At 59.9% G+C, this 23,565-nt stretch carries 23 protein-coding genes and 1 tRNA gene; 4 read left to right on the top strand and 20 right to left on the bottom strand.

What is annotated here, in order from left to right:
* Window positions 1-36 precede the first annotated feature (36 nt).
* From bioB to bioA, 3 genes are read left to right on the top strand one after another with little or no spacing between them, the layout of a single operon-like run.
* Window positions 37-1,026: a biotin synthase BioB gene (gene bioB, locus GS_RS07900; protein ID WP_010942229.1), complete on the top strand. Its 990-nt coding sequence runs from the start codon at window positions 37-39 to the stop codon at window positions 1,024-1,026.
* On the top strand, window positions 1,019-1,741 hold the full coding sequence (gene bioD / locus GS_RS07895; RefSeq protein WP_010942228.1) for a dethiobiotin synthase: 723 nt from the start codon (window positions 1,019-1,021) through the stop codon (window positions 1,739-1,741). Before bioB ends, bioD begins: the two co-directional genes overlap by 8 nt.
* Window positions 1,734-3,095: an adenosylmethionine--8-amino-7-oxononanoate transaminase gene (gene bioA, locus GS_RS07890; RefSeq protein ID WP_010942227.1), complete on the top strand. Its 1,362-nt coding sequence runs from the start codon at window positions 1,734-1,736 to the stop codon at window positions 3,093-3,095. Before bioD ends, bioA begins: the two co-directional genes overlap by 8 nt.
* A 36-nt stretch (window positions 3,096-3,131) precedes the next feature.
* On the opposite strand, the gene GS_RS07885 is transcribed toward bioA, so the two are convergent.
* The 5 genes from GS_RS07885 to cobO form a co-directional block, all read right to left on the bottom strand.
* Entirely contained in the window at window positions 3,132-5,774 is a 2,643-nt protein-coding gene (locus GS_RS07885; protein ID WP_010942226.1) for an A-adding tRNA nucleotidyltransferase, read from the bottom strand.
* A gap of 54 nt (window positions 5,775-5,828) precedes the next feature.
* Window positions 5,829-6,695, bottom strand: a complete 867-nt coding sequence (locus tag GS_RS07880; protein ID WP_010942225.1) for a L,D-transpeptidase — start codon at window positions 6,693-6,695, stop codon at window positions 5,829-5,831.
* A gap of 78 nt (window positions 6,696-6,773) precedes the next feature.
* Entirely contained in the window at window positions 6,774-7,733 is a 960-nt protein-coding gene (gene meaB, locus GS_RS07875; RefSeq protein ID WP_010942224.1) for a methylmalonyl Co-A mutase-associated GTPase MeaB, read from the bottom strand.
* Between the two features lie 86 nt (window positions 7,734-7,819).
* Window positions 7,820-8,224: a cobalamin B12-binding domain-containing protein gene (locus GS_RS07870; RefSeq protein WP_010942223.1), complete on the bottom strand. Its 405-nt coding sequence runs from the start codon at window positions 8,222-8,224 to the stop codon at window positions 7,820-7,822.
* A gap of 11 nt (window positions 8,225-8,235) precedes the next feature.
* Window positions 8,236-8,766, bottom strand: a complete 531-nt coding sequence (gene cobO / locus GS_RS07865) for a cob(I)yrinic acid a,c-diamide adenosyltransferase (RefSeq protein WP_010942222.1) — start codon at window positions 8,764-8,766, stop codon at window positions 8,236-8,238.
* Between the two features lie 297 nt (window positions 8,767-9,063).
* Between cobO and GS_RS07860 the strand changes: the two genes are divergently transcribed.
* A tRNA-Val gene (locus GS_RS07860) sits at window positions 9,064-9,138 on the top strand.
* A gap of 432 nt (window positions 9,139-9,570) precedes the next feature.
* Here the strand turns inward: GS_RS07860 and GS_RS07855 are convergent.
* From GS_RS07855 to GS_RS07785, 15 genes are all read right to left on the bottom strand, one after another.
* Window positions 9,571-10,377, bottom strand: coding sequence for an SDR family oxidoreductase (locus GS_RS07855; protein WP_010942221.1), 807 nt, complete (start codon window positions 10,375-10,377; stop codon window positions 9,571-9,573).
* 24 nt (window positions 10,378-10,401) lie between these two features.
* Window positions 10,402-11,130 carry a class I SAM-dependent methyltransferase gene (locus GS_RS07850; RefSeq protein WP_010942220.1) on the bottom strand — a complete coding sequence of 243 codons (729 nt, stop codon included), beginning with the start codon at window positions 11,128-11,130 and terminating at the stop codon, window positions 10,402-10,404.
* A 62-nt stretch (window positions 11,131-11,192) separates the two neighbouring features.
* Window positions 11,193-11,459, bottom strand: a complete 267-nt coding sequence (locus GS_RS07845; RefSeq protein ID WP_010942219.1) for a hypothetical protein — start codon at window positions 11,457-11,459, stop codon at window positions 11,193-11,195.
* Window positions 11,456-12,283 (bottom strand): CPBP family intramembrane glutamic endopeptidase, encoded by an 828-nt coding sequence (locus GS_RS07840; RefSeq protein WP_235045008.1) that lies wholly within the window; start codon window positions 12,281-12,283, stop codon window positions 11,456-11,458. Before GS_RS07840 ends, GS_RS07845 begins: the two co-directional genes overlap by 4 nt.
* A gap of 170 nt (window positions 12,284-12,453) precedes the next feature.
* Window positions 12,454-12,981, bottom strand: a complete 528-nt coding sequence (locus GS_RS07835) for a dihydrofolate reductase family protein (protein WP_010942217.1) — start codon at window positions 12,979-12,981, stop codon at window positions 12,454-12,456.
* A 56-nt stretch (window positions 12,982-13,037) separates the two neighbouring features.
* Window positions 13,038-14,135: a GrpB family protein gene (locus tag GS_RS07830; RefSeq protein ID WP_010942216.1), complete on the bottom strand. Its 1,098-nt coding sequence runs from the start codon at window positions 14,133-14,135 to the stop codon at window positions 13,038-13,040.
* Between the two features lie 212 nt (window positions 14,136-14,347).
* Window positions 14,348-15,292, bottom strand: coding sequence for a TerC family protein (locus GS_RS07825; protein WP_010942215.1), 945 nt, complete (start codon window positions 15,290-15,292; stop codon window positions 14,348-14,350).
* A 222-nt stretch (window positions 15,293-15,514) separates the two neighbouring features.
* Window positions 15,515-15,730, bottom strand: a complete 216-nt coding sequence (locus GS_RS07820) for a ribbon-helix-helix protein, CopG family (protein ID WP_010942214.1) — start codon at window positions 15,728-15,730, stop codon at window positions 15,515-15,517.
* A gap of 72 nt (window positions 15,731-15,802) precedes the next feature.
* Window positions 15,803-16,096 (bottom strand): zf-TFIIB domain-containing protein, encoded by a 294-nt coding sequence (locus GS_RS07815; protein ID WP_010942213.1) that lies wholly within the window; start codon window positions 16,094-16,096, stop codon window positions 15,803-15,805.
* Window positions 16,097-16,118: 22 nt separating this feature from the next.
* Complete coding sequence (gene htpX / locus GS_RS07810) at window positions 16,119-16,979, bottom strand: zinc metalloprotease HtpX (protein WP_010942212.1); 861 nt, start codon at window positions 16,977-16,979, stop codon at window positions 16,119-16,121.
* A 336-nt stretch (window positions 16,980-17,315) separates the two neighbouring features.
* Window positions 17,316-17,774: a nucleoside 2-deoxyribosyltransferase gene (locus GS_RS07805; protein WP_010942211.1), complete on the bottom strand. Its 459-nt coding sequence runs from the start codon at window positions 17,772-17,774 to the stop codon at window positions 17,316-17,318.
* Between the two features lie 108 nt (window positions 17,775-17,882).
* On the bottom strand, window positions 17,883-18,074 hold the full coding sequence (locus GS_RS07800) for a hypothetical protein (protein ID WP_010942210.1): 192 nt from the start codon (window positions 18,072-18,074) through the stop codon (window positions 17,883-17,885).
* 28 nt (window positions 18,075-18,102) lie between these two features.
* Window positions 18,103-21,075 carry an NAD-glutamate dehydrogenase domain-containing protein gene (locus tag GS_RS07795; protein WP_010942209.1) on the bottom strand — a complete coding sequence of 991 codons (2,973 nt, stop codon included), beginning with the start codon at window positions 21,073-21,075 and terminating at the stop codon, window positions 18,103-18,105.
* 44 nt (window positions 21,076-21,119) lie between these two features.
* Complete coding sequence (locus tag GS_RS07790) at window positions 21,120-21,419, bottom strand: MTH1187 family thiamine-binding protein (protein WP_010942208.1); 300 nt, start codon at window positions 21,417-21,419, stop codon at window positions 21,120-21,122.
* Window positions 21,420-21,432: 13 nt separating this feature from the next.
* On the bottom strand, window positions 21,433-23,421 hold the full coding sequence (locus GS_RS07785; protein ID WP_010942207.1) for a penicillin-binding protein 1A: 1,989 nt from the start codon (window positions 23,419-23,421) through the stop codon (window positions 21,433-21,435).
* Between the last annotated feature and the right edge of the window lie 144 nt (window positions 23,422-23,565).

Raw genomic sequence — 23,565 nt, 5'->3', positions numbered from 1 at the left:
CTGTGGTAATCCAAGGATGCGGAGGAACCACACACAATGATCAACTACCCTGAATCACTAGCAAATCGCATCATCAAAGGAAGCACTCTCGACAAAGATGAAGCCAACGAGCTACTCCTGCTGGAAGGCACCGATGCCAACGCCCTCTTCCTGGCGGCCAGTCGCGTCCGCGATCATTTCCTCGGTACCGGCGTGGACCTGTGCTCCATCATTAACGCCAAATCGGGCCGCTGCCCGGAAAACTGCGCGTTTTGCGCCCAATCGGCTCACCACGCCACCAACGCGCCCGTGTATCCTCTCGTCGACGAAGAACAGATCACCGCCTGCGCCAGAGAAGCAGCGGGGGCCGGATCCCATTGCTTCGGCATCGTAACCAGCGGCTCTGCCATCTCGCGCGGCGAAGAGCTGGACCGAATCTGCCGGGCCCTGCGGCGCATCCGCCGGGAGACGGCCATAGAGCCGTCCTGCTCCCTCGGTGTCATCGACTACGAAACCGCCCTGGCGCTTCGCGAGGCCGGAGCCGTAACCTATCATCACAATCTTGAAACAGCCCGCAGCTTCTTCCCGAACGTCTGCACCACCCATGATTACGAAGAGGATGTGGAAACAGTACGAGTCGCGAAGCGTGCAGGACTGAAGGTATGCTGCGGCGGCATTTTCGGTCTGGGAGAAACCCCGGAACAACGGGTCGAAATGGCCCTCACCCTGCGTGAACTCGACGTGGATTCGATCCCTCTCAACTTCCTGAATCCCATCGAAGGGACGCCTCTGGCCGGTGCGGACCGAATTACCCCGCTCGAATGCCTCAAGACCATCGCCGTGTACCGTCTCATCCTTCCGGACCGGAAAATCGCCGTTTGCGGAGGCCGTGAGCGCAACCTGAGGGACCTGCAGTCGTGGATGTTTTTTGCCGGGGCCAGCGGCACCATGATCGGCAACTATCTTACCACCACCGGTCGTCCGCCCGAGCAGGACTGGCAGATGCTGGCCGACCTGGGGCTTACTGTGAGGCAATGCAATGGCTGAGAAAGGAATTTTCATTACCGGAACTGATACCGGAGTGGGCAAAACAATCGTAGCGGCGACCATCGCCCGCCTGCTGCGAGACCGGGGCGTAAATGTGGGCGTGATGAAGCCGGTCACCAGCGGCTGCATTGAACGCGACGGCACCCTGATTTCCGAAGATGCCGAATTGCTCACCTGGGCCGCCGGGGTTCCCCTTGATGAAGCCTGCGCCCCCTACCGCCTTCGCACCCCGATCGCTCCGTCCGTGGCCGCCAGCCGCGAAGGGGTCAAGATCGATTTCAATCACCTGAAGGATGCCTATGAAACACTGCGGCAGCGGCATGACTTCGTCATCGTCGAAGGTGCCGGAGGGCTCATGGTCCCCCTGTCGGGCGGCATGCTGGTGGCGGATCTGATGAGCCTCCTTAAACTGTCGCTTCTCGTGGTGGCCCGTCCGAATCTGGGAACCATCAACCACACGGTTCTCACCTGTTATGCCGCGCGCCAGCTCGGACTGGATGTGCGCGGCGTCATCGTCAACAGCTATCCCGAGTCGCCGGACATGGCCGAAGAATACGCGCCGCACCTGATCGACTCGCTCTCCGGCGCACCGCTGCTCGGCGTCTTTCCCCGCATCGAGGGAGCTGAAGGACGTGCCATGGTGGAACAGCTCGCGGCGCGCCTGGCAACCGAACCAACCACCAGGATACTGGTAAGGGAGATTGGCTGTGCCTGACTATGATACTCAGACCCTGAGAGACTGGGACCGTCGCCACATCTGGCACCCCTTCACCCAGATGAAGGAGTGGGAGGAAAGCGAACCAGTGGTGATCGTTGAAGGGGAAGGCTCCTGGATCATCGATTCGGAAGGAAAACGCTACCTGGACGGCGTGGCCGCTATCTGGACCAATGTGCACGGGCACTGCCGCCGGGAGATTAACGAGGCGCTCAAGGCCCAGGTGGACCGCCTGGAGCATTCGACGCTCCTGGGGCTCACCAACGACAGGGCGGTTGTTCTGGCTAAACGCCTCGCTGAGATCGCTCCGCCCGGACTGTGCAAGGTCTTTTACTCTGATAACGGCTCCACTGCCGTGGAAGTCGGCGTGAAGATGGCATTCCAGTTCTGGCGCCATGAGGGCAAACCGGAAAAATCCCGGTTCATCTCCTTCACGAGCGCCTATCACGGCGACACCCTGGGTGCCGTGAGCGTTGGAGGCATCGATCTGTTCCACGGCGTATTCCGCCCACTGCTCTTCCCGACTATCCAGGCGCCGGCGCCCTACTGCTACCGCTGCCCCATGGGCCGGGACACCCCTGCCGCCTGCGGCATGGAATGCCTGACGGAACTGGAGCGGATCATGGAAAGCCATGCCGGCGAGGTGGCGGGTCTCGTCATCGAGCCGCTGGTTCAGGGCGCGGGTGGAATGATCGTTCAGCCCGAAGGGTTTTTAAAGGGGGTGCGGGAGCTCTGCGATCGACACGACATCCTGATGATCGCCGACGAAGTCGCTGTGGGCTTCGGCCGCACCGGTGCCATGTTCGCCTGTGGGCGCGAAGGGATCACTCCCGACATCATGGCACTCTCCAAGGGGATTACCGCAGGCTACATGCCCCTGGCCGCCACCCTGGCGACCCAGCAGGTCTATGATGCGTTCCTGGGCGAATACCGGGAGATGAAGACCTTTTTCCACGGTCACACCTTCACGGGAAACCCCCTCGGCTGCGCCGTGGCCCTGGCAAGCCTCGACCTGTTCGAGAGCGACCGGCTTCTCGGCAAACTACCAAACAAGATCAAGTTGTTACAAGAAAAACTTAAGGGACTGATTGAGCTTGAACACGTGGGAGATGTACGGCAGTGCGGCATGATCGCCGCCGTGGAATTGGTGCGGGACCGGGCAACAAAAGAACCGTTCGACTGGGAAGAGCGAGTGGGGGTCCGCGTCTGCCTGGAAGCACGCACGCACGGCGTCTTTTTGCGGCCCCTCGGCAATGTCATCGTTATTTTTCCGCCCCTTGCCATCACTGCCGAGGAAATCGACTTCCTCGTTGACGGCTTGGAAAAGTCAATCCACACGGTCACCGGAGGGTGAACCACACACTGCGCCTGCGCTGGGCTCCGGCGATTGTCAGGCCGAATCCGCCAGACGCACGGCAATGCGCATCTCGTCGTCGCGGGTTGCCGCTTCGCCGTTGAGGCGGGCGGTAAGGACCCGGTCGAGGATCTCCCGGTATCGCGGCCCTGAAGGGATTCCCAAGGTCTTGAGGTCATCGCCGGTAATATGGGTAACGATGCCCCGCAACTGGGTCACGTACAGGGAAACGTAACGTCTCACCTCATCACTCCGGGTTTTCGCCATGATGTAGAGCAGCACTTCGGGAGAGAGCCCCCTGAGCCAGAAGTAGATATCGCTGCGGCGCACATCCTCCCGACGGGCCGCCTTGCGGGTCATGACCTCCAGGACCTGCTCGCCGTGAACTCTCATATCGATGAGTTTTTCCCGGTAGTGCTCAGATACGGAAAGCCGCGTGCAGGTTCCCCAGAACCCCTCGTCCGGCAGACTCGAGGTGAGCGCCAGGAAGTACACCACCCACGTCTCGACCTTCTCGCCCAGGTAGAGGAGATCGAACCAGGTGATCACCTTCTTGACCTCGTCCAGCACCTGCAGGGTGTTGGGCGCCAGGACCAGGTCCGGGTGAATGAACCGGAGAAGCCCCAGCCCAGACATCCGGAGGATGGCCTTGACCGGCTCCCGCTCCCGAAGGATCAGCACCAGTTCGTTCAGCAGCCTCCGCCCCCCCAGCTTGTCCAAAAATCCCATTTTCACCGCGTTCTTGATGAGATTTTCCGTGTGTCGCGAGATCGGGAATCCGAGACGCTGCTCGAAGCGGATAGCCCGGAACACCCTGGTCGGGTCCTCGACAAAGGACAGGTTGTGGAGCACCCGGATGGTCTTTTCCTGCAGGTCGCGATAGGCGCCGAAGTAGTCGATCAGGGTACCGAACCCTTCCGCGTTGAGCTTCACCGCCAGGGTGTTGATGGTGAAGTCACGCCGGTACAGGTCCATCTTGAGCGACGAACGCTCCACCGTGGGCAGGGCGCCCGGCGTTTCGTAGTATTCGAGCCGTGTGCTCGCGACGTCCACCTTGAGTCCGTCAGGAAAGACAATAACCGCGGTGCCGAATTTGGCGTGACTTTTCACCCGGCATCCCACGCGATTCGCAACGGTCTCGGCGAACAGGATGCCATCGCCTTCCACCGACACGTCGATGTCGTCGTTCTCTGCCCCCAGAAGCAGATCCCGCACAAAACCACCGACTGCGTACACGGGCAGCTCCAGTTCATCCCCCACCTTGCCAAGGTCGCGCAGCATGGCGACCGTCGGGCGCGGCAGGTGCCTGTTCATGAGATGGACCACCTCGCGCCGCCGCACCGGCAGGTTCTCGCTTCCCAGGTCATAGACCGGTTCGGCGTTGCGCTGCGTGCCGGTGTACATATACCGCAGGAGATCAGTCCGCGTTATGACCCCCACGAGCCGTTCACCGCTGAATACCGGTACCAGCCGCCGATGCTGGCCGACGATATAGTCCTGGATAGCGTTGATCGGGGTGTCGGGAGCGGCCCGCAGAAACTCCGTGTGCATGTATTCGTCCACGGGCAGGTTGCCGAGACCGTGATAGAGCGCCTTTTCCACGATCCGGCGTGAGATGATCCCCGCCATCCGTTCCCCGTCCATGACCGGCATGGCATTCACATTGTAACGGGTGAGTATCTCCCGCGCCTCGGTGATGGTCGTGGCAAGGGGCAGGGTAATCACCGGCGATGACATGAGGTCAGCGGCTGTCCTGACAGGGTTTACCAGCTCGGGCAGAAGTCTGTTGAGACGACCCAAAACCTGGATTACGGTCTGGTCCCTTACCGTGGCAGCCGCAGCAGTGGCATGCCCTCCCCCGCCGAAGACGCGCATGACAGCGCCGGCATCGACTTCGGCAATGCGGCTGCGCGCCACCAGGTAGACCCTCTCCCCCATTCCAACCACGAGAAAGATCGCGTCCAGGTTCTGCATGTCGCGCATCATGTGGGCAAGAACCGCAATGTCGCCCACATAGTGGTCGAGAGTGGCATGGGCAACGGCGATGTCGACCCCGTTCACCGGCGTACTGCGCAGGGACTTCAGCAGATCGTTCAGAAGCGCAACCTGCTCGGCAGTCAGCTCCTGAGAGACGAAATCCGACACGATATTCAGGTTGGCTCCCCGCTCCAGGAGCCAGGATGCTGCGGCATAGTCTTCGGGGGTGGTGGAAGGAAAGGTCAAGTTGCCCGTGTCTTCATAGATGCCCAGCATCATGAGGGTAGCCTCGACAGCGGTCACCTCGATGCCCTGCTCCATGAGCTTTCGGGTCAGAATAGTCGTGGACGAGCCGCAATCGCGGATCTCTCCGCCGCTCGGCCTGATGTCGCCGCTGGAGCCGGGATGGTGGTCGTAGATATGGACCTCGACGCCGGGTCGACGTGCAACCTCCGCAAAGCGGCCGATACGCGAGGTATGCTGGCAATCTACGAGAACCAGTCGCGTAATATCGGAAAAATCCACATCCCTGAGCCGGGTAAAGGGGAGTGCGTAGCCGGTTGTCTTGAGGAAGAGATCCCTCATGCTCTTTTCCTGGGAACCGGAGAAGACCATAAGGGCGTCGGGGTAGAGTTTACTGGCCGCGACCATGGCGCCGAGACAATCGAAATCGGCGTTCACGTGGGTGGTAATAACATCCATGGGAAAGAGTGTGCCGCAGCCTCGGTAAAAGTAAAGGACTGAATGCTGCTCGGGCTAACGCGTAGCAACCATGGGACGCAGCGGAGCAGGCTGGTAGACCGGATTCTCGCCGATCACCTCCACGACGGGTCCCCCATCGATAAGCTCAATAGTGCCGCTGTCGGGGCCATGATCGGCCTCGCCGACGGCCCAATCATACAGTTTCTTTGAATCATGCAGCACGGGTCGCGCGGGGATGCCGTACATCCTGTTCTGCATAGGCTCGTCGAAAAGCCCCACGCAGCCGTGGGAGGCCGGCTTTCCGGGCAGGTCGCGGGCATGAATCCAGTACCCGACGTTCTGCTTATCGATGAAAAACCTCATGGCATAGTCCATGGGATACTGGGCTGAGTTGTCATCAGTCTGGTAAAGCGATGAGGTATGGGTGCGATCCCGGGCATCAATCCGGAAAAGCCCCGTCGGAGTCTCGTTTCCCTTTTTGCCGGTTGCCGCCGGCATGGAAAACTTCAGCGTTCCCCGCTCATAGGCCCCGATCCACTGCTCGGTGAGGCTTACCAGAATATATTTTGCATAGCGCTTGGCCGGTTCGTACTCCTTCGGCAGCGGCGTGTACGCGCGGGCGACCGCCATGTCCCGCGGCACCTTAATGGTCATGCCGGGATACGTGTGGCGACGGTCGATGCGGTTGAAGCGGGCGATGTAGACCCAATCGTCGCCGAAGAGCGACTCAAGCGAGTCGTTGGGCCTGATGAAGCGGGGATACCAATCCAAATCTCGTTGGCTCGGATAGTCCACCCGCGACAGGTCCTCCTTGGCCGGATCCAGAGGAGAAGCCGCCGGCTCGGCCGTGATTTCCGGCTCGTGCACAACGATGGCGGCGAGGATGATGAGTGCGATGACAACAGCCAATCTGCGGATCATGGTAGGTCCCGGGAAAAAAGAAAGGGGCTGTCGCCCCATTGAATTCTTACGTGAAACTAGCATGATTGGCACACCGGGTCAAGATTCTTGGCAAGGAGTTCCGAGGCGCTCCGAGATCACGGCGTCCACGGCGCTGTAGGGGTCGGTGCGGCGGGATGCCATGGCCTCTACAATTTCCCGGTAGCGGCCGTTCACCCGGATATGGCCGAAAACTTCCGCAAAAAGCCTCTCGCGAAGCAACTCCTCGAAATGGCGAACGGACCGTTCCTGGCGGATGCGCTCCAGTGTTCCCGAATCTGCCAGCCATGAGCGGTGAAGCGCTATTTCGTCTACCAGTTCGGCGATTCCCCGATTGCGGCTCGCCTCGGTCATCATGACCTTGGGCAGCCAGTCGCCCGGCACGGTCTTCTTCATTTCAAGCATGGCCGCCAGCTCACGGGCGGTCCGGTCCGCGCCGTCCCGGTCGGCTTTGTTCACCACGAACACGTCGCCGATCTCCAGGACCCCGGCCTTGATCGCCTGGATATCGTCGCCAAGCCCGGGCACCGACACCACCACCGTCGTGTGGGCCAGCCGGACGATATCGATTTCATCCTGCCCCACCCCCACGGTTTCGATGATGACGACCTCCATCCCCATGGCATCCATGACGTTCACCACATCGGCGGTGGAGCGGGAAAGCCCTCCCATGTGGCCTCGGGTGGCGAGACTGCGGATGAAGACACCCGGATCGTCGGCATGCCGGTTCATCCTGATCCGGTCTCCCAGGATGGCTCCCCCCGTGAAAGGGCTCGTGGGGTCGATCGCTACCACTCCAACTCGTTTCCCCTGCTCACGGTATGCGGCGGTAAGCTGGTCCACCAGCGTCGACTTGCCGGCTCCCGGGGGGCCAGTGATGCCGAGAATGAACGCGCGCCCGGTGTGGGAATAGAGTTCCTTCATGTCGTCGACGGCACTACGAAAACCGTCATCCAGGTTGCGCATGAGTCGGGCAGCGGCACGCAACTCACCGTCGAGTATCCGAGAAGCCAGGGACATCGTCAGGTTCCTTCCAGAAAATCAATCAACGTCGGCTGCGCGGCAGAACCCCGGCAGGGCGGCCACGACGCCGGAAATAATGGTGGTTACGCCCGCGGGGCCACGTTCTCCCGCACCCATTTGACGATATCCTCCGTAGAGGTACCGGGGGTGAAGACCTCGCTGACACCCGCTCCTTTCAATCCGGGAATATCATCTTCGGGGATCACGCCGCCGCCGAACACGATGATATCGTCGGCACCCTTCTCCTTGAGGAGCTGGCAGACGCGCGGCAGAAGCGAATTGTGGGCGCCAGAGAGGATCGAGAGCCCCACGGCGTCCACGTCTTCCTGGATGGCGGAGGACGCGATCTGCTCCGGTGTCTGGTGGAGGCCGGTATAGATCACCTCGAAACCGGCATCACGGAAGGCCCGGGCCACTACCTTGGCACCCCTGTCATGGCCGTCGAGCCCCGGCTTGCCAACGAGAATACGCAGCGTTCTTTCAGTCATGACCATCTCCTTTATTTTTCGATTCCCGTACGTGCCGGTACGCCGGCACGGTAATAGTGCTTGATCTCACGCATCTCGGTGACCAGATCGGCGGCGGCGATGACCCGTTCATCGGCATTGCGCCCTGTGAGGACCAGTTCCACCCGGGGTGGCTTCAGGGTCATCAGTTCCAGAACGTCATCAACCGGAATGAGGCCGAACGAGACGGCGCCGTTGATTTCGTCGAGGATCACCAGATCGTAGTGCTCCCTGGTCAGCGCCTCACGAGCCATATTGAGCGCCTCGCGGGCAAGACGTACATCTTCAGGGTCGGGGTTCTCACGATTCACCCAGCCCGGCCGGCCGGTGGCGATGATGGTCAGCTCCGGGGCCAGACGCTTGGCCGCCTCGTGCTCGCCGTAGGGGCCCCCTCCCTTCATGAACTGGATGACGAGAACCTGAAATCCTCGTCCCGCCGCCCGGAAGGCAAGCCCCAATGCCGCCGTGGTCTTGCCCTTGCCGTTGCCGGTGTACACCTGGATACATCCCTGGTCGAGCTTCATTGGATTCGTTCCTGCGGAGGCCGGACACCCGGGTCGTAATCCGCCACCATCATGGCAGAGCAGCCAAGCCGTCCATCAAAACCGCCTCCCGTTTTATTCTCAATAAAGAACAGGCACGGACTATAACAACAGCCTCAGCGCGCTGTCAAGCCGTATTCATGGAAGTATAACGGGTTTTTAGCGACAGTGAAACCATGCCTTCATTGACTGGGTCGATTGCCGCTCCTCACTTCCCATAGAAATCAGCCCTTGACATCATTGACGGCATTTGATATTAAGTCAGCTCTACTTTTTGACGGGCGCTTAGCTCAGCGGGAGAGCACTGCCTTCACACGGCAGGGGTCACTGGTTCAATCCCAGTAGCGCCCACCAGAAAACACCACCAGCCAAGCAAAGAAACTTGGCTGGTTTTTTATTTTAATATCAATCAGTTAAAACCTGCCCCTTAAACCACACCCTCAACCAAACACCCACTCTCCAAGCTATTTCTGCACGGTTTTGTCATGCCTGTGCCCATGCTTAGCTGCCATCAACACAAGCCATTTTGAAGGTCTGCACATTACCGGAATTGCATTTGGGGCAAGCGGACATAGCATCCCCCTCTTCTACTTGGGTATAAATGAAGTTCGCAGAGATTTACCACTTAGAAACAACTAAACATGTCACTCCCATCCCGAACGTTTGGTCAGTCCTTAAAGGGTGTGTGTCCCCAGAAACAGGGGAAAGCATGTTGAATACTCCAGTCTGTCGAGGCGAAACTGGCCAACCAAACCATAAAACATCTTCACGATACCAGGTAACGGGCTAATCTACACTCGGCCTTGCCACCGAACCAGCAAGGATTCCTCCGTCAATGGTTATTTCGCTGCCGGTCATGTATGTGACCTCGTCCGAGGCCAACAGGAGAGCCACTGCGGCAATCTCCTCCGGAGTACCGAACCTCCTGAGCGGCGTATCCCAAACGAATTCCTTCATCCGTTGCTCCCGCTCCGCCCCCGGCGGCCCAATGAGGGGTTCCCACATGGGGGTGAGAATTGCGGCAGGGTGCAGAGAGTTGCAGCGAATGGCAAGGCCCTGATCCGCGCAATAGAGTGCGACCGTTTTGGTGTGGTTGCGCACAGCAGCCTTGGACGACGCATAGGCGGCAGCGGCGGGTATGCCGACCAACCCGGAACGCGACGAAATATTGATGATCGACCCGGTACCTGTTCTGCGCATTTCCTGGATGGCATATTTGCATCCTAGAAAGACACCGTCGAGATTGGTCCGATGTACTGCATGCCAACTGTCCAAACTGGCATGCTCAGGGTCGTGCGCGACCATTCCGTCCTCAAAGCCGGTTATCCCCGCGTTATTGACCACAATATCGAGCCTGCCATGCCGGCCGGTAATCTCCGTGGTGACACACTGCCAGTCAGCCTCCTCCCGGACATCCAGGCGGCGATAGGCCGCTTCCGCTCCTATTTGTCCGGCAACGACCGCTCCCTGTGCATCATTGATGTCTGTCAGATAGACAAATGCCCCGGCGGTTGCGAAGGCACGGGCAATCGCCTCCCCTATCCCCCTTGCCGCGCCGGTGACCAGCGCAATCTTGCCTTCAAGTCTTCTCATGATCTCCTCTATTGAGTATTCTAATCAGATTTTCCGCGCCACGATGCGCACCATCCCGCGCTGGCCGGGCTCTGTGCAGACCTGCAGGCCCCGTTGCCCAAGTTGAGCACCGACCCATTCCGGGTCGAGCCTGACCTTGGGGTAGGCGCTCACGGTCATCTCCCACCCTGACAGGGCGCGAGTGTGGAGTATATCGTGCACTATTACCCGGTCCCGGCCGTATTCGAGGAAGCAGGTCAGAATTTTCTCTTCATCGCTCTGCACCGGGATGAAACGGGCCGGCCCTTCCAGAACCCCCCTTACATAATCGCGAAAGGTCGTGACAAAGATCCCCCCTGGCGCCAGGGAAGCAGCCACCTCGGAGATGAGTCCCTGTACCGCTTCCCGGGATGGGAGGTGCGTCAGCGTATCACCCATGCAGACGACCACGTCAGGTGCTGTCGGGCAATGGCGCCGGAACGTTTCGAGGCTGTCCCGTACCGCGGTGATGGCAAACGTCCCGGATGACTCTCTCAGTTCATCCAGCAGCGACTGGCAGGTGTCGATCGCCACCACCGCATAGCCCGACTCTGCCAGGGGGACGGCATGCAGGCCATTGCCGGCGCCGAGATCGACCGCCAGGCCATCACCCGCTGAAATTCCCGCATCATGCAGCTCCTGACGGGCCCTTTCCCTGGCTTTTTCCCCATCTCCCAGCATCCAGCCGTAGAGTGGGCCGAGTAGCCGGTCATAATGGTTCTGTACCGAAGTCATCCTGTCGTCCCTTTCCCTTGTGTCATTGAATCCCCTCCGAAACCGGCGCCTGTCACCGGCATTCATTCGGCAGTTCTTGCTGCCCGACACCCCGTCAGTTCAGCAAAGACCCCGAAGACAAGGCGTTCCGCCAGACCGGGGCACTCGCTGGCGCACATGGCACAGACGGTCATCGTCCTGTCTTCCGAAGCGCGAAGGTGGAAGACGCTTGCCTGGTATCCCGGACCACCACCATTGTGCCCCTGGACAATTCCAAAAGGTAACGTCGCATCAGCGATCTCCCGGGCTACTAATGCCTCGATGAGTTGCTGGGGAAAAATTTCAGTCATCCGGACACACCTTTCTTACCAATAAAGAAATACAGGCAGACATTCAGGACTGTCAGCACACCAATCCCCGGAATTCCGAGAATGCCGGTGGTCAGGCTGTCGCCGCCGGTCAAAATGGCGGCCGGGGCCATGCCTACGCCGTTCAGACTGCCGTGCATCATCGCCGCAGCAACAACCGACCCAGTCCTGCTGCGCACATACCCGATGAGCGGAGAAAAAAGTATTGCCCATACCACCATGAGTGCTACGCCCGCAACGGGATGGCCAGGATAGTTGTACCCGTTGAGGATCATAGGTGCATGCCAGGCTCCCCAGACTAGCCCAATCAGCCAGGAGGACCGCCAGAATCCGAGATGGGCGAGTTCCATATACAGTAAACCGCGCCAGCCCACTTCTTCCCCTAATGCAGCAACAGCGTTGACCGTGGCACCAACAAGCGTCCCCCCAACCAGGATCAACCAGGCCGGATGCAGTGGGAGACTGGCGATCTGCCGGCGCACCTGGGCCATTTGTTCGGAAGGGACGGCTTCTCCCAGAGTCTTCATGATATTCGCATCAAAAATGTCTGCGCTTAGTGTTACCCCGGGGACCAGCAAACTTGCGGCTGCAGAAAGCATTGCAAGCAGCGGCGGAACGAACAGACCCGCCACATACCAACGGTTCGGGCGCACGACCAACCCCAGTGGCCCTAAAAATGGCTGCCGGCAGACAAGTCGTTGCACGACGAGAGCCGCCAGGAACGGTGTAAACATGACAGCTACCGATATGACGTAGAAAAGCGGTTGGGAGACTCTTCCTCCCAGCCCGAAATAGGTCCAGGTCATACCCCAACTCAATACGAAGGTTATTATCAGGAACAGCCGTATCTTCAAGAAGTTGTTACCCTCACTCCCTTCGTAACGAAGGGCAATCAATGCCAAAGCTGCTCACCAGGTCGTCCCGCCGCCTGTCGACGAAAGATCCGCATGTTACCCAAACAGCGGTAATCGACGGATCAGTGCCCTTCCGAGCGGTATCGGACCTGCACGATACCACCGGTGCAGACTTTGGTTTCCAGCAGCGTCAGTGACTCCCGTATTCTGTTGGGTGAAATCATCGGAATCCCCCCTCCCAAGATGACCGGGACGATGGAAACGATGTACTCGCTGATCAATCGCCGTTGAAGAAATGACGCCGCCAGCACACCGCCCCCGACCAGCCAGGCGCGCCGGCAGCCGTTGCGCAACAGGGAATGGAGCACGTCGTCCGGTGTGGCATCGGTAATCACGACATCATGAGTCGGTACCGCATGCTCTTGCCTTGAAAAGACGCGGCAAGGTTTTCCCTCGTAGGGCCATGCGCCGAACGAAAGCGTTTTCTCGTAAGTGGCGCTCCCCATAAGCAGGGCATCGACCGACGCGTAGAATTCAGCGTAACCGTAATCCTCGCCGGCATTTTCGAACGGTGCCAGCCAGGCAACGCCCCCGTCCGGCGTGGCAATGTAGCCGTCCAGGCTTGCTGCGACATAATAGATGACATCCATCGTTCCAGTCTCCCACCGCACGTTCGTGCACCAACTATTAGTTGTGTGGCCGGACGTCAACCCTCCCGCCCGACCACTTCCACGGTCCCTTGCACCAGCAGCTCAGGGAACTCCGGTTCATGGGCGCGGCGCCAGTAGCGTTCCGCCCGCTGCCGGACACGCCTCACCTCTTCGGCCATGGCAAGCGGGCCGGCCTGGTCGAGGTTGATCCCCGGCGGCAGCAGGGCGCCGTCGAATTCGAGGGCAGAGCCGGACCGGATCACGCAGCGGTGAATGACCCCGCCGGGGAAATAGGCATCCCTGAAGCGCTGCGCCACCCCCGGCACCGGCCAGGTGAATATGCTCGCCAGGCGGCTCGGCAGCGTGGGGGCCTCCTCATGCCGCACCTGCTCGAAAAGGGCTTCAAGCACGATCATCATTTTGAGCTGTTCGGGCTTCAAAGACGGGATCTCCTGCGGCATCTCCAGGAGCAGCCATGCCTCCTTCTGGCAATAGGCGAGAAGCGCTTTTTCACCGGTGGAGAGAGCCGCTATGGCCGCATTGATCATAGCTCCATAACGCTGCAGGTAGTAGGGCCGCAACCAGGCGCCGGGTGCCAGCGGCACCGAGGAGACCTGGTAGACAACCCTACCGGTAGCTCCAGCACCTGCGATCCGGCCGCGCGAGAGTGCTTCCTTAATGAAGCCAAATTTGGCTGCGGCGTACTGGTCTCCCGATGGCCACTCCTGCTCAGACAGCTGTTTTTTCAGGGCTTCGTAAGCAGTTCGCAAGGCATCGTCGCCGCGCAGCAGATCGCGGAACAGCAGGTGATCCTGCCAGAATGCCGTCTCCTTAACTACCGCATGCAGATGAAATGAAACCCCGGCATCACCGATGCGCCGGAAAAAGCGACGGAACGGCATCACCGTCTCATATTCGGGCAGGTACTCGTAGCCGAGACTTCTGACAGGACCGACCAGTACGTCAAGCTCCTTCTCCCTCAGAAGGCCGATCATGATATCAATGACCGGCTTTGCAGCCAACCCTGTAACCGCCGTACTGCCGATATGCTCAACGTGGGCATCTACTGGGAGTGCAGTACCCAAGAGGCGCTTTCGCTCGGCCAGAAAAGCTCTCTCCCACGCGGATGAGTACTCCTCGATTGCTATTCTCATTCCTGACGGCTCCCTCAACCCAAGGCAATCAGAGTATCAGCAGGATAGTACCGAACGTACCGTGAAGTCCCCAAACCGATCTCTCACAACATCCACGGCATGTCCGCAGAAGCGAGGGAAAGGTAAGTATTGGCCTCTAACACCAGTGACAATAGATGTTTGCAAAGGATTCTGCCATGCAGCGAAAATTGTTCCCTTATCGACCTGCGCGACTACGGAATCTCCCCGGACACCCTGTTGGCATACCCCATGCGGTTGGCCAGCAAAGACAATCCCATGGCAACTACCAGACTCAAGACGATAACCCCAAGGGATATGGCAATGGGAATATGTACTCCAAGCATAATCAGAATCATCTTTATGCCGACAAAAGCCAGAATGAATGATATCCCGTACTTCAGATAGGCAAACATTCCCATTACTTCTGCCAGCAGGAAATACAAGGCCCGTAGCCCCATGATGGCAAACACGTTGGACGTGAGCACGATAAAGGGGTCAAGGGTGATGGCAAAGATGGCCGGTATCGAATCGAGCGCAAAGACAAGGTCGCTGCTCTCAACCACGAGAAGAACCATGAATAGCGGACTGGCAACCCAGAGGCCCAATCGGCGGGTGAAGAACCAGTCGCCACGGATCTTCCGGGTCATGGGCAGAACCTTGCGCGCCAACCTCACCATGAGATTCTTGTCCGGGTCCATTTCTTCGCTGGCGCCAAATGCCATCTTGGAGGCTGTATAGATCAGCACTGCACCGAAGATGTAGAAAAGCCACTGGAAACGCTCCAGCAGTTCAGCCCCGAGAAAGATGAAAACTACCCGCATTATCAGGGCACCCAGGATACCCCACTTCAGCACCCGGGCCTGCAGTTCGCCGCGAACCCCGAAGACCGTGAATATCATGATGAACACGAACAGGTTGTCAACGGACAGGGATTTTTCAATCAGGTAGCCGGTCAGGAACTCCAGGGCCTTCTGTTGGCCCAACACGAAGTATATCCCCACGTTGAAGGCCAGTGCCAGGCCGACCCAGAGGATGCTCCAGCCGAGGGCCTCCTTAAAGGATACCCTATGACTCTTGCGGTTCATCCCGAGGTCAACGGCCAGCATAATGACCACCAGCAGTATGAACCCTCCCCATAATATCGTTGATGTTGCCATAGTGATTACCTTTCCCGTTTCTGAGGGCTATTCGTTTTCATCCTGAAAGATTTTTTTATTCGTGGCGGCGTCAAACTACGGAACTTCTTGTGCGGGGCACCGTGCGCACCACCGTGCGACCCTCAATGCACGAGCCAGTTGAATGGCTGCTCGGATAACCGGCCAGTGTCCAGCCGGAGACTCCGGACGGACACTGGCCAGACTTCCAGACTGGACTCGCTGTTACTCGCTGAATAGAGCACGCTGCTTGTACGACCAGAGCTCCAGTGCCTCCCGCATGACCTCCGAGACACTCTTGGAAGAACGCTTGATAAGGCGCTCAAGATTGCGTTTTTCCTGGTCGCTGATTCTTATGGAAATCACGTTGTCGAGCCGATTACCCAAAGTACGGCGTGCTTTTTTCTCTTTAGTGCTGCAATCTTTTCTGAAGTGGGGCATGAGCGTCTCCTTTCGCTATAGTGTTGACAAGGCTGGCTTGAATCCACTTGGGACCGCTCTTTCGCTCTGGTTTCAGTCAAACAGTTCTTCCAGAAACGATTTCTTCCGGTACGGTTTGTGGCCGTGGCCGTGGCTGTAGCCGTAACCTGCCGGTGCGTGCCCTGTCTGCTGCGGGGCATATGCCGGTTGCGCGGCTGGTTGTGGCGAGTGGGTTGCGGCTGTCTCCTTGGTCTGGGTTCGCTCGATGATCTTGTCGAGTTCTCCCCGGTCCAGCCATACCCCGCGGCATTCGGGGCAGTAATCGATTTCGATTCCCTGGCGTTCAGACATTACCAGATTGACGGTGGTGCAGACGGGACACTTCATGGTGCTGTTCTCCTTTCTTTGGTTACCTTGATGTTCTGGACATCGCTTCAAGCCGGGCAATCCGCTCCTCCATTGGCGGGTGGGTCGAGAAGAGGGAGAGGAGGCTGCCCCCGGTCAGTGGATTAACGATGAACATGTGTGCTGAGGCCGGTCTGGCCTCCTGCATGGGTATGCTGTGAGATGCGACATGGAGTTTGCGCAGGGCATTGGCCAGTGCCAGTGGTCTGCCGCAGATCCTTGCGCCGGTTTCGTCCGCCAGGTACTCCCGGGAGCGCGAGACCGCCATCTGGATCAGCATGGCCGCCATGGGTGCGACAATGGCCATGACCAGCGAACCCATCAGGCCGCCGGCGCCCCCCTCCTCGTCGTCGTTTCTGCCGACGCCGAGCATGGCGCCCCACTGGAGCATGTTGCCGATCATGGAGATTGCACCGGCGAAGGTGGCGGCAATGGTTCCCACCAGGATGTCCCGGTTCTGGACGTGGGCAAGTTCATGGGCCATTACCCCTTCGAGTTCATCCGGCGACAGAATCCGCAAGATGCCTTCTGTCGCGGCTACGGCGGCATGCTGCGGATTCCTTCCCGTGGCAAAGGCGTTGGGGCTGTCGGACGGGATGATGTAGACCTTGGGCATGGGGAGCCCCGCCTGAAGGGCCAGGCGGCGAACCATGCCGTAGAACTGCGGATGGTCGTGCTCGTCGACCTCGCGGGCTCCGTACATCTTGAGGACGATCTTGTCGGAAAACCAGTAGGAGAAGAAGTTCATGCCAAGGGCTATGACAAAAGCCGTGATCATACCGGACTTGCCGCCCAGGGCACTGCCCATGAGGACCATGAGAACGGTCAGCAGGGAGAGGAGAAGGGTTGTCTTGAGCCTGTTCATTGTCATTACCTCCGACGATTTGCTATCGCCGGGGGTAATAAAAAAGACCTTTACCCCCGGCATATGCCTGGATAAAGGTCTTGTTGGCAGATATCTGCCCCGGTTCCGGGTCCTTCGACCGTAATGACGAAACCGGGTCGGCATTTTCTGGTGCCGATAACTACTCCCCTTTACGTTGATGAAATGCTAGACAATTAATGGCAAGACTGTCAAGAGACTTTTTACAACCTCCAGGAATTCAGTACATTTTTTCAAACTGAAGCCCAGCGACAGTGATCACATGCTTTTCTATCCATAAATTGCCGTCAGCCGGCAAAGGGCAAGCCGACTACAGACTCACAGGCGAATATCGTCAATACACCTGAACAGACAACCGCCGCTACGCTCGATGAAGCGAAGTATCTGCAGATTTATAGGAATACCGACGAAGTCCCCGCAGTCCCTGATATCCGTTCTCAGACCGTAACACTTCCTGCCAAGGGCCGAAGCGAATCCCACCTCACCGGCAGTACCCGAGTCGATTTCGGCACCGTCCAGTATCGCCAGCAATCCGTCACACGCAATGATGCCGCTTTCGTTTATCTCTCCGATGCCCGACGCAATGGACCTGAACTCTTCCACCCGGGCGTGGAAGCTCTCTATCCGGAAGGCCTGCTCGATGCGCCCGGCAAAGTGATCCTGTTCCCAGGGGTCGAACACATCGTGTCCCAGAGATTTGAGCTTATCTTTGACCTTTTCAAGGTAGGACTTCGTTTCGGGGCTGAAGCCGAGGGGCGATGCAAGATAGATGTTCATTGGTTCCTCCCATCCTTTCGCAAGGAGGGCATCCTTGTTCCGATTTCCTCCTTATTCCCCGTTTCGAACATGATTCCCACCCTGCAGAAGCTGTAACGTTCTCCTGAATCACTCCCCTTCCATCACCATGAGCCGCACGGGCAGTGGCTCCTTATCCCATGTCACCTCTGGGTAGAGTACCGGATTGAGCCGCAGGTAGGTGCCGTCGACCCCCTTTTCGGCCCACCAGCACTCGGAGCCCCTGATGGGAAGGGCCTCGAAAAGATACAGATCGTTGTTCTTGTCTCGTGCCAGGTACATGGCTGATTCTCCTTTACCAATAGAACGCCTATATAGCCGAAAAACTGCGCATCAGGTGGAGCTTGATCATGTCCTCGAACTCGGTTTCCCGGTCGCCGCGATAGACCATGGACGAGCCGATCTCCGCGGCGAGAATGGCAGACAGGTACTTCTGGGGCAGTTGGGTGAGGCGGCGGCGGAAACGGGCTTCCTCGGCAATGATCTTGGGCAGGTGCGCCAGAATCGCCCGGCGGTAGAGAGGCTGCAGGCAGAGCTCAGGGCGGGCCTGGAAGAATCTGAAGAGCCGTGCATAATTGGCGTTGATCTCGGTGCTCAGGGAGTCCGATATCTCGGTGCACAGGGTTCCCGGCTGCTCCCGGCGGCGCTTCAGGATCAGCCGGGCCTCGTCGCCGGCCCGCTTTTCCAGAATCCGGAGCACGTCGGCCACGTAGCGCTCCTTGTGCTCCATGAATTCCTTCTCCGTCAGGAGCAGGTTGGCGATGATCTCGTAGGATGAAGAAATGACGCCGCACTTGTTGGCAGAGGCGTCGCGCATGACGATGATCCCCTTCTTCTGGAGCTCCACGCGGGCCGGCGGGGTGATGAAAGAGTTGGCCCCTTCCACGATGGCCCTGGCCGACGGGGTGCCGTCAGGCAGGAGGAATTGGTCCCAATTGTCCTTATCGATTGTTTCCGGGCGCCCGCCGGCGGGGATGAAGAGATCCGCCGGCACGCTGAATATCAACTCGCCGAACTCCTTGGAGAATTCGTCCAGTGAGATCCACTCCTCCACGAGCCCCGCATCGGTTTTGATCACGCGCCGGAAAAGCTCCCGCAGCCCCTCGCGCCGGCTGCCGGTGCGGAACAGCATGAACCCGCCCGGATGGAGCGCCGCCGGATCAAAGGCATCCAGGTCCTCCTTCAGCAGGATGCGGCCCAGCTCACCGTGATCCGCGCCCTCGGGGTCGCACAGGGCCGCCGTACCGTCGAGGATCAGGCCGATTTTCACCTTGGGGCAGCGCTCCAGCATGATCCGGAGGGCGTTCCCTGCCACGTCGCCGTTGGGACCGCCGGTGAACTTGACGGTGAACGGATCCCGCCGGATGTCGATGCCCAGCTCCGCCATCGTGATCTCGGCGAACGCCACTACGCCGGTGGAGGTGACGCCGTACTCCTTGTGGTTGATCCCCACCCGCTTGCTGGACATGATCCCGATGCCGAGCATGTAGCCGCGCCGTTTCGACATCCAGGCGATGGTCTCGATCATGTTGTCGTGCATGTTCTCGTCGGGGCCGAGCTCGATGGGCTCGTCCTCCCGGTAGTAGTCCACCACTGCCGGATGCCGGGCCACGCCGTTGTCGGTGGTAAAAATATCCAGGAAGGCGCCGGTGATGCCGTACTGGAGCTTGTAGAGGCGCCAGGTCTCCAGGGGCCGGTCCTTCGCTTTCAGGTCCGAGGCATCCAGGGCCACCACCAGCTTCGAGCCCCCCTCGTAAATGTCCTTGTTCTTCAGGTGCTGGGTGTGAGCCAGAACGAAGTTCTCCCGGAACAGGGTATTGGCGTTGGTGACCAGGTCGTCGGGGGTACGGCAGATGACCGTGCGCCACCCTCCCCGGGCGATGTCGGAGAAACCGATGTGGTAACCGAATCCGAAGCGGCTGAAGAAAAAGGTGACTCGGAAGGGCATGGCCGGAGGCAGGTCGGCGGTAAAATCAGTACCCAGCTCGGTCAGGTAGGCGGGGTCGAGCCGGAAGGCCAGGGCCTGTTTCTCCAGCACGAAGAAGTTGGTCTTCAGGGTGCGGGTGATGAAAGTGAGGCAGCAGTGGAAGATGGTCCTGCGCACCTCGTCCAGGTAGCGGTGGCCGGTGTTGTAATCCGCCACCTCACGCCGGGTTTCGGCCAGCACCCGCTCGTAGAGCTCGGCCCGGCCCTCCACGGCCGGGTCGAAACGGGCCCGGAAGAGCTTTGCCAGCTGCAGCGCGATCTCGGGGTGGGCCAGGAAGGCGCCGCGCACGTCGTCAAGGCCGAAGCGGTCGGGCTGGTTGTGGGCCAGGTTGGAATGACAGAAGGCGATGAAGGCATTGGTGAGGGTGGCGTCCTCGCCGCTCATGAGTCCGGTGATCACGAACTCGCGGTAGGCATGGGAGCGGGTCGCCAAGAGTTGGGTATTGGACAGTTCCCGCTGGAGCCTGCTGAAGAGCTCGGACCCCCGCTGCAGCACTTCTCCGTCGCGCCGCCGCACATAGAACGTCCCGAGGAAATAGGGATGGATGCCGTTGGAGATGGTCAGGCAATAGGCGCGGTTCACGCCCAGTTCGAGCCGGTTGAAAACCTCCATCACCTGGAGGAGGAAATCCTTCTGGGGGGGGTTCCCCACGGCAAAGAAGACCCGCGATTCGTTGCCGGCCGTACCGTTCTCCATCTCCTCCACGTCCAGGTAGAGGCCGCCGCAACGGTTTCCTTCCTGGTGAAGCCGCAGCACCTGGGCCACCCTGCGGGGGGGGGAGATGCGGACATAGTTCTCGTTGTTGAGCCAGAGGATGCGGAGCAGCCGGTCCAGATCGGCCAGATCGAAGTCCGGGTAGTATTTCCGCACCGCCGCCGCCACCGTGCGCCGGATGCCCAACGGCACCTGCACGTCCCTGCCGGCGAGGATGTCATCGTTGGTCTTGCGGTCGAACTCGAAACGCTGGATCTCCAGGTTCTGGTCAAGCCCGGGGATCGGGTCGTCCGAGTGGGCGATCATGGCGTAAGATATCTCCCGCTCCTGGATCCGGCGCAGGGTCTCGTACAGGGTGCCCGGCTGATTGACCATGGCAACGATCAAGGCCTTGTCCCGGTCGGCCAGGATCAGGCGCTTGTTGCGCCGCAGCATGCCCAGTTCGCGGGTCAGGACGGCCAGGGCCTCGGGCTCGTCCTTCATGGCAATGAAGAAGTAGGGATTCATCTGCTCGCGGAGCCACCGGCGGTTCTCCGCCCGTTCCGCAGTATGGGTCCTTCCGGCTGCTCCGGCAGCATTCATGGTTTCGAGCTCCTCTCGCTGTCAGACATGAACCTCTTTCGTGGCTACCCCATCTTCTCCTGAACGCTCCGCACCTTGTCCTCCATGGTCTGGACCCGGTCCGTGCGGGTTCCCAGCTTGATGGTGGTGGTGATGCGGGGCGCGCCCATCCCGTGCACCACCTCGTGGCAGCGCCTGACGGCGGCGAACACGGCATCCCACTCCCCCTCGATGTTCGTACCGTAGGAATGGAGCGAGGTCTTGAGCCCCGCCTCGTCAAGCACCTTCTGACAGGCCGCCACGTAAGGCGAAAGGGAAACTCCCACGCCGATCGGCACGATGCACAGATCAACCATCACGTTCATGCACGCCTCCTTGTCACATCGGATTGTCGGTGGCCGCAGGCTCCCGGGTTTCCCCTTCCGGCACCGGCAGATCGGGCGATTCGGGCATCAGGAGCTCCCCGCCGTGGGCAGGGCAGTATGCGACCGGCTCAGTGCCGGCAATAAATAATTCTTCCCGCTGTTCCGGGCACTCCGGCGCTGCCCGGTATCCCGTGGCAGGGTCCACGGTCACGGCAACGACCGTTTCCGGCCGGGCGAAGTCGGCGGCCGGCCGACCGGACAGGGCCGGTCCCATGAACCGCTCCCAGATGGGCGCGGCCACGGTACCCCCCGTGAACCCTTTCCCTCCCGGCCTGGGCTTGTCGTGGCCGACCCAGATGCCGGTAACGACACCCGGAGTATAGCCGATGAACCAAGCGTCCCGGTAATCGTCGGTGGTGCCGGTCTTGCCGGCGGCCGGCCGGGCCTGGCTGAACTTCCTGAGCGACTTGGCCGTGCCGTACACCATCACGTCCTTGAGCATCTGGGTCGTGACATAGGCCGCGGCGGGCGAGATGGCCTGAGTGACGGCCGGCGGATTGTCGGTCCAGGCGCGACGGCGCTTGTCGTAGATCCGGAGCACGGTCCTGGCTTCGGCCCGGAGTCCTCCGTTGGCCAGGGGGGTGTACGCCGAAACGAGATCACGCAGGGTCACCTCGTCGGTGCCCAGGGCCAGCGAGAGGTCGTTGGGCGATCGGAGCGACAGTCCCAGATTCCTGGCAATCTCCACGAAGTAGGGAACGCCGATCGTCTCCAGCACCTTGACTGTGATGACGTTGTTCGAGTAGGCCAGGGCCTTCCTCAGGGAAAGTTCCCCGTACTGCTCGCCGCCGTAGTTCCTGGGCTTCCAGGTTTGGTTGGCGCCGCGGACGTAGGCAACCGGGGAATCATCCCAGACGCTCGCGGCAGTGATCCCCTTTTCCAGGGCAGCCGCATAGATCAGGGGCTTTATTGCCGAGCCGGGCTGGCGCCGCGCCAGGAATGCCCGGTCATAGGAGCTCTTGGCGAAGTCCACGCCCCCCACGGCCGCCAGTACATCGCCAGTGGCGGGATCCAGGGACATCAGCGCTCCCTGAAGGTCGGGCGAAACCCGCTTCACCCCTTCCCGCAGGGTCTTTTCGGCTAGTTTCTGCAGGTTCAGATCCATGGCCGCTGTCACTTCCAGTCCCCCCGCCTCGATGACCTGGGGGCCGTACCGCTCCACCAGCAGGTTCCGGATATGGGCCAGATACCACGATGCCTGGTCCGGCGGGGTAACGGCCACCCGCTGGCTGCGCAGCTTCTGCTTCTGCCGGGCGGAAATCATATTGAGGTCCGTCATCCGCTTGAGGACCACGTCCCTGCGCCGCCCCACGTCAGCCGCCTTGCCCAACGGATTGTAGCGGCCCGGATTTTTGGGCACGCCCGCCAGCAGGGCGCATTCGGCCTCGGTCAGTTCCTCAGGGTTCTTGTCGAAGTAGACGCGGGCCGCCTGGGCGATCCCCCAGGCTCCCCGGCCGTAGTAAATTTCATTGAAATACATCTCAAGGATCTGCTTCTTGCTGTATTTCTTCTCGTAGTCCATTGCCAGCCGGGCTTCTTCCAGTTTGCGCTCGATGCTCTTCTCGCCGGAGAGATACTTGTTCTTGATCAGCTGCTGGGTAATGGTCGAGCCACCCTCGGCCAGCCGCCCCTTGACCACGTCCTTCACCAGGGCACGGGCGATACCCCGCACATCGATGCCGCTATGCTCGTAGAAGCGGGCATCCTCCACCGCCACAACCGCCTTCTGCAGGAAGGCAGGGATGCGGTCGATGGGAACCCAGTAGCGCTTTTCGGGAAGAATCCGGCCCGCAAACCGGCCGTTACGGTCGAAAACCTTTATGGAAGAATAGCCGGCGGGCTGGATTGGATGAGTGGCGATGGCATCCTGGGCCCCGGCCGGGGATGCCAGGGTCAGGGCAACGACGATGAACAGGGTCAGGCCATACAGCAGGTTTGACATCACATCTATCCTTGCAGACAATATTACCCGATTGCACGGGACGTCCGCCGGCTGTGCAGCCCTGCCGCAGCTGTGACGGTGGCACGTGCGTGGTTTGTGACGAAAGAGAAACACCGCAAAACGGTATATTCTTCGCTGAAGGAT

Source organism: Geobacter sulfurreducens PCA, from assembly GCF_000007985.2.
Classification (GTDB): Bacteria; Desulfobacterota; Desulfuromonadia; order Geobacterales; family Geobacteraceae; genus Geobacter; species Geobacter sulfurreducens.
Note: the sequence above shows the minus strand (reverse complement) of the source record. Positions and strands in the feature narration are given on the sequence as shown.

Bases quoted from the DNA above. Each gene is read 5' to 3' on its own strand.
- bioB (WP_010942229.1), top strand. From the start codon at position 37: ATGATCAACTACCCTGAATCACTAGCAAATCGCATCATCAAAGGAAGC.
- bioD (WP_010942228.1), top strand. From the start codon at position 1,019: ATGGCTGAGAAAGGAATTTTCATTACCGGAACTGATACCGGAGTGGGC.
- GS_RS07885 (WP_010942226.1), bottom strand. From the start codon at position 5,774: ATGGATGTTATTACCACCCACGTGAACGCCGATTTCGATTGTCTCGGC.
- GS_RS07880 (WP_010942225.1), bottom strand. From the start codon at position 6,695: ATGATCCGCAGATTGGCTGTTGTCATCGCACTCATCATCCTCGCCGCC.
- meaB (WP_010942224.1), bottom strand. From the start codon at position 7,733: ATGTCCCTGGCTTCTCGGATACTCGACGGTGAGTTGCGTGCCGCTGCC.
- GS_RS07870 (WP_010942223.1), bottom strand. From the start codon at position 8,224: ATGACTGAAAGAACGCTGCGTATTCTCGTTGGCAAGCCGGGGCTCGAC.
- cobO (WP_010942222.1), bottom strand. From the start codon at position 8,766: ATGAAGCTCGACCAGGGATGTATCCAGGTGTACACCGGCAACGGCAAG.
- GS_RS07855 (WP_010942221.1), bottom strand. From the start codon at position 10,377: ATGAGAAGACTTGAAGGCAAGATTGCGCTGGTCACCGGCGCGGCAAGG.
- GS_RS07850 (WP_010942220.1), bottom strand. From the start codon at position 11,130: ATGACTTCGGTACAGAACCATTATGACCGGCTACTCGGCCCACTCTAC.
- GS_RS07845 (WP_010942219.1), bottom strand. From the start codon at position 11,459: ATGACTGAAATTTTTCCCCAGCAACTCATCGAGGCATTAGTAGCCCGG.
- GS_RS07840 (WP_235045008.1), bottom strand. From the start codon at position 12,283: ATGACCTGGACCTATTTCGGGCTGGGAGGAAGAGTCTCCCAACCGCTT.
- GS_RS07835 (WP_010942217.1), bottom strand. From the start codon at position 12,981: ATGGATGTCATCTATTATGTCGCAGCAAGCCTGGACGGCTACATTGCC.
- GS_RS07830 (WP_010942216.1), bottom strand. From the start codon at position 14,135: ATGAGAATAGCAATCGAGGAGTACTCATCCGCGTGGGAGAGAGCTTTT.
- GS_RS07825 (WP_010942215.1), bottom strand. From the start codon at position 15,292: ATGGCAACATCAACGATATTATGGGGAGGGTTCATACTGCTGGTGGTC.
- GS_RS07820 (WP_010942214.1), bottom strand. From the start codon at position 15,730: ATGCCCCACTTCAGAAAAGATTGCAGCACTAAAGAGAAAAAAGCACGC.
- GS_RS07815 (WP_010942213.1), bottom strand. From the start codon at position 16,096: ATGAAGTGTCCCGTCTGCACCACCGTCAATCTGGTAATGTCTGAACGC.
- htpX (WP_010942212.1), bottom strand. From the start codon at position 16,979: ATGAACAGGCTCAAGACAACCCTTCTCCTCTCCCTGCTGACCGTTCTC.
- GS_RS07805 (WP_010942211.1), bottom strand. From the start codon at position 17,774: ATGAACATCTATCTTGCATCGCCCCTCGGCTTCAGCCCCGAAACGAAG.
- GS_RS07800 (WP_010942210.1), bottom strand. From the start codon at position 18,074: ATGTACCTGGCACGAGACAAGAACAACGATCTGTATCTTTTCGAGGCC.
- GS_RS07795 (WP_010942209.1), bottom strand. From the start codon at position 21,075: ATGAATGCTGCCGGAGCAGCCGGAAGGACCCATACTGCGGAACGGGCG.
- GS_RS07790 (WP_010942208.1), bottom strand. From the start codon at position 21,419: ATGAACGTGATGGTTGATCTGTGCATCGTGCCGATCGGCGTGGGAGTT.
- GS_RS07785 (WP_010942207.1), bottom strand. From the start codon at position 23,421: ATGTCAAACCTGCTGTATGGCCTGACCCTGTTCATCGTCGTTGCCCTG.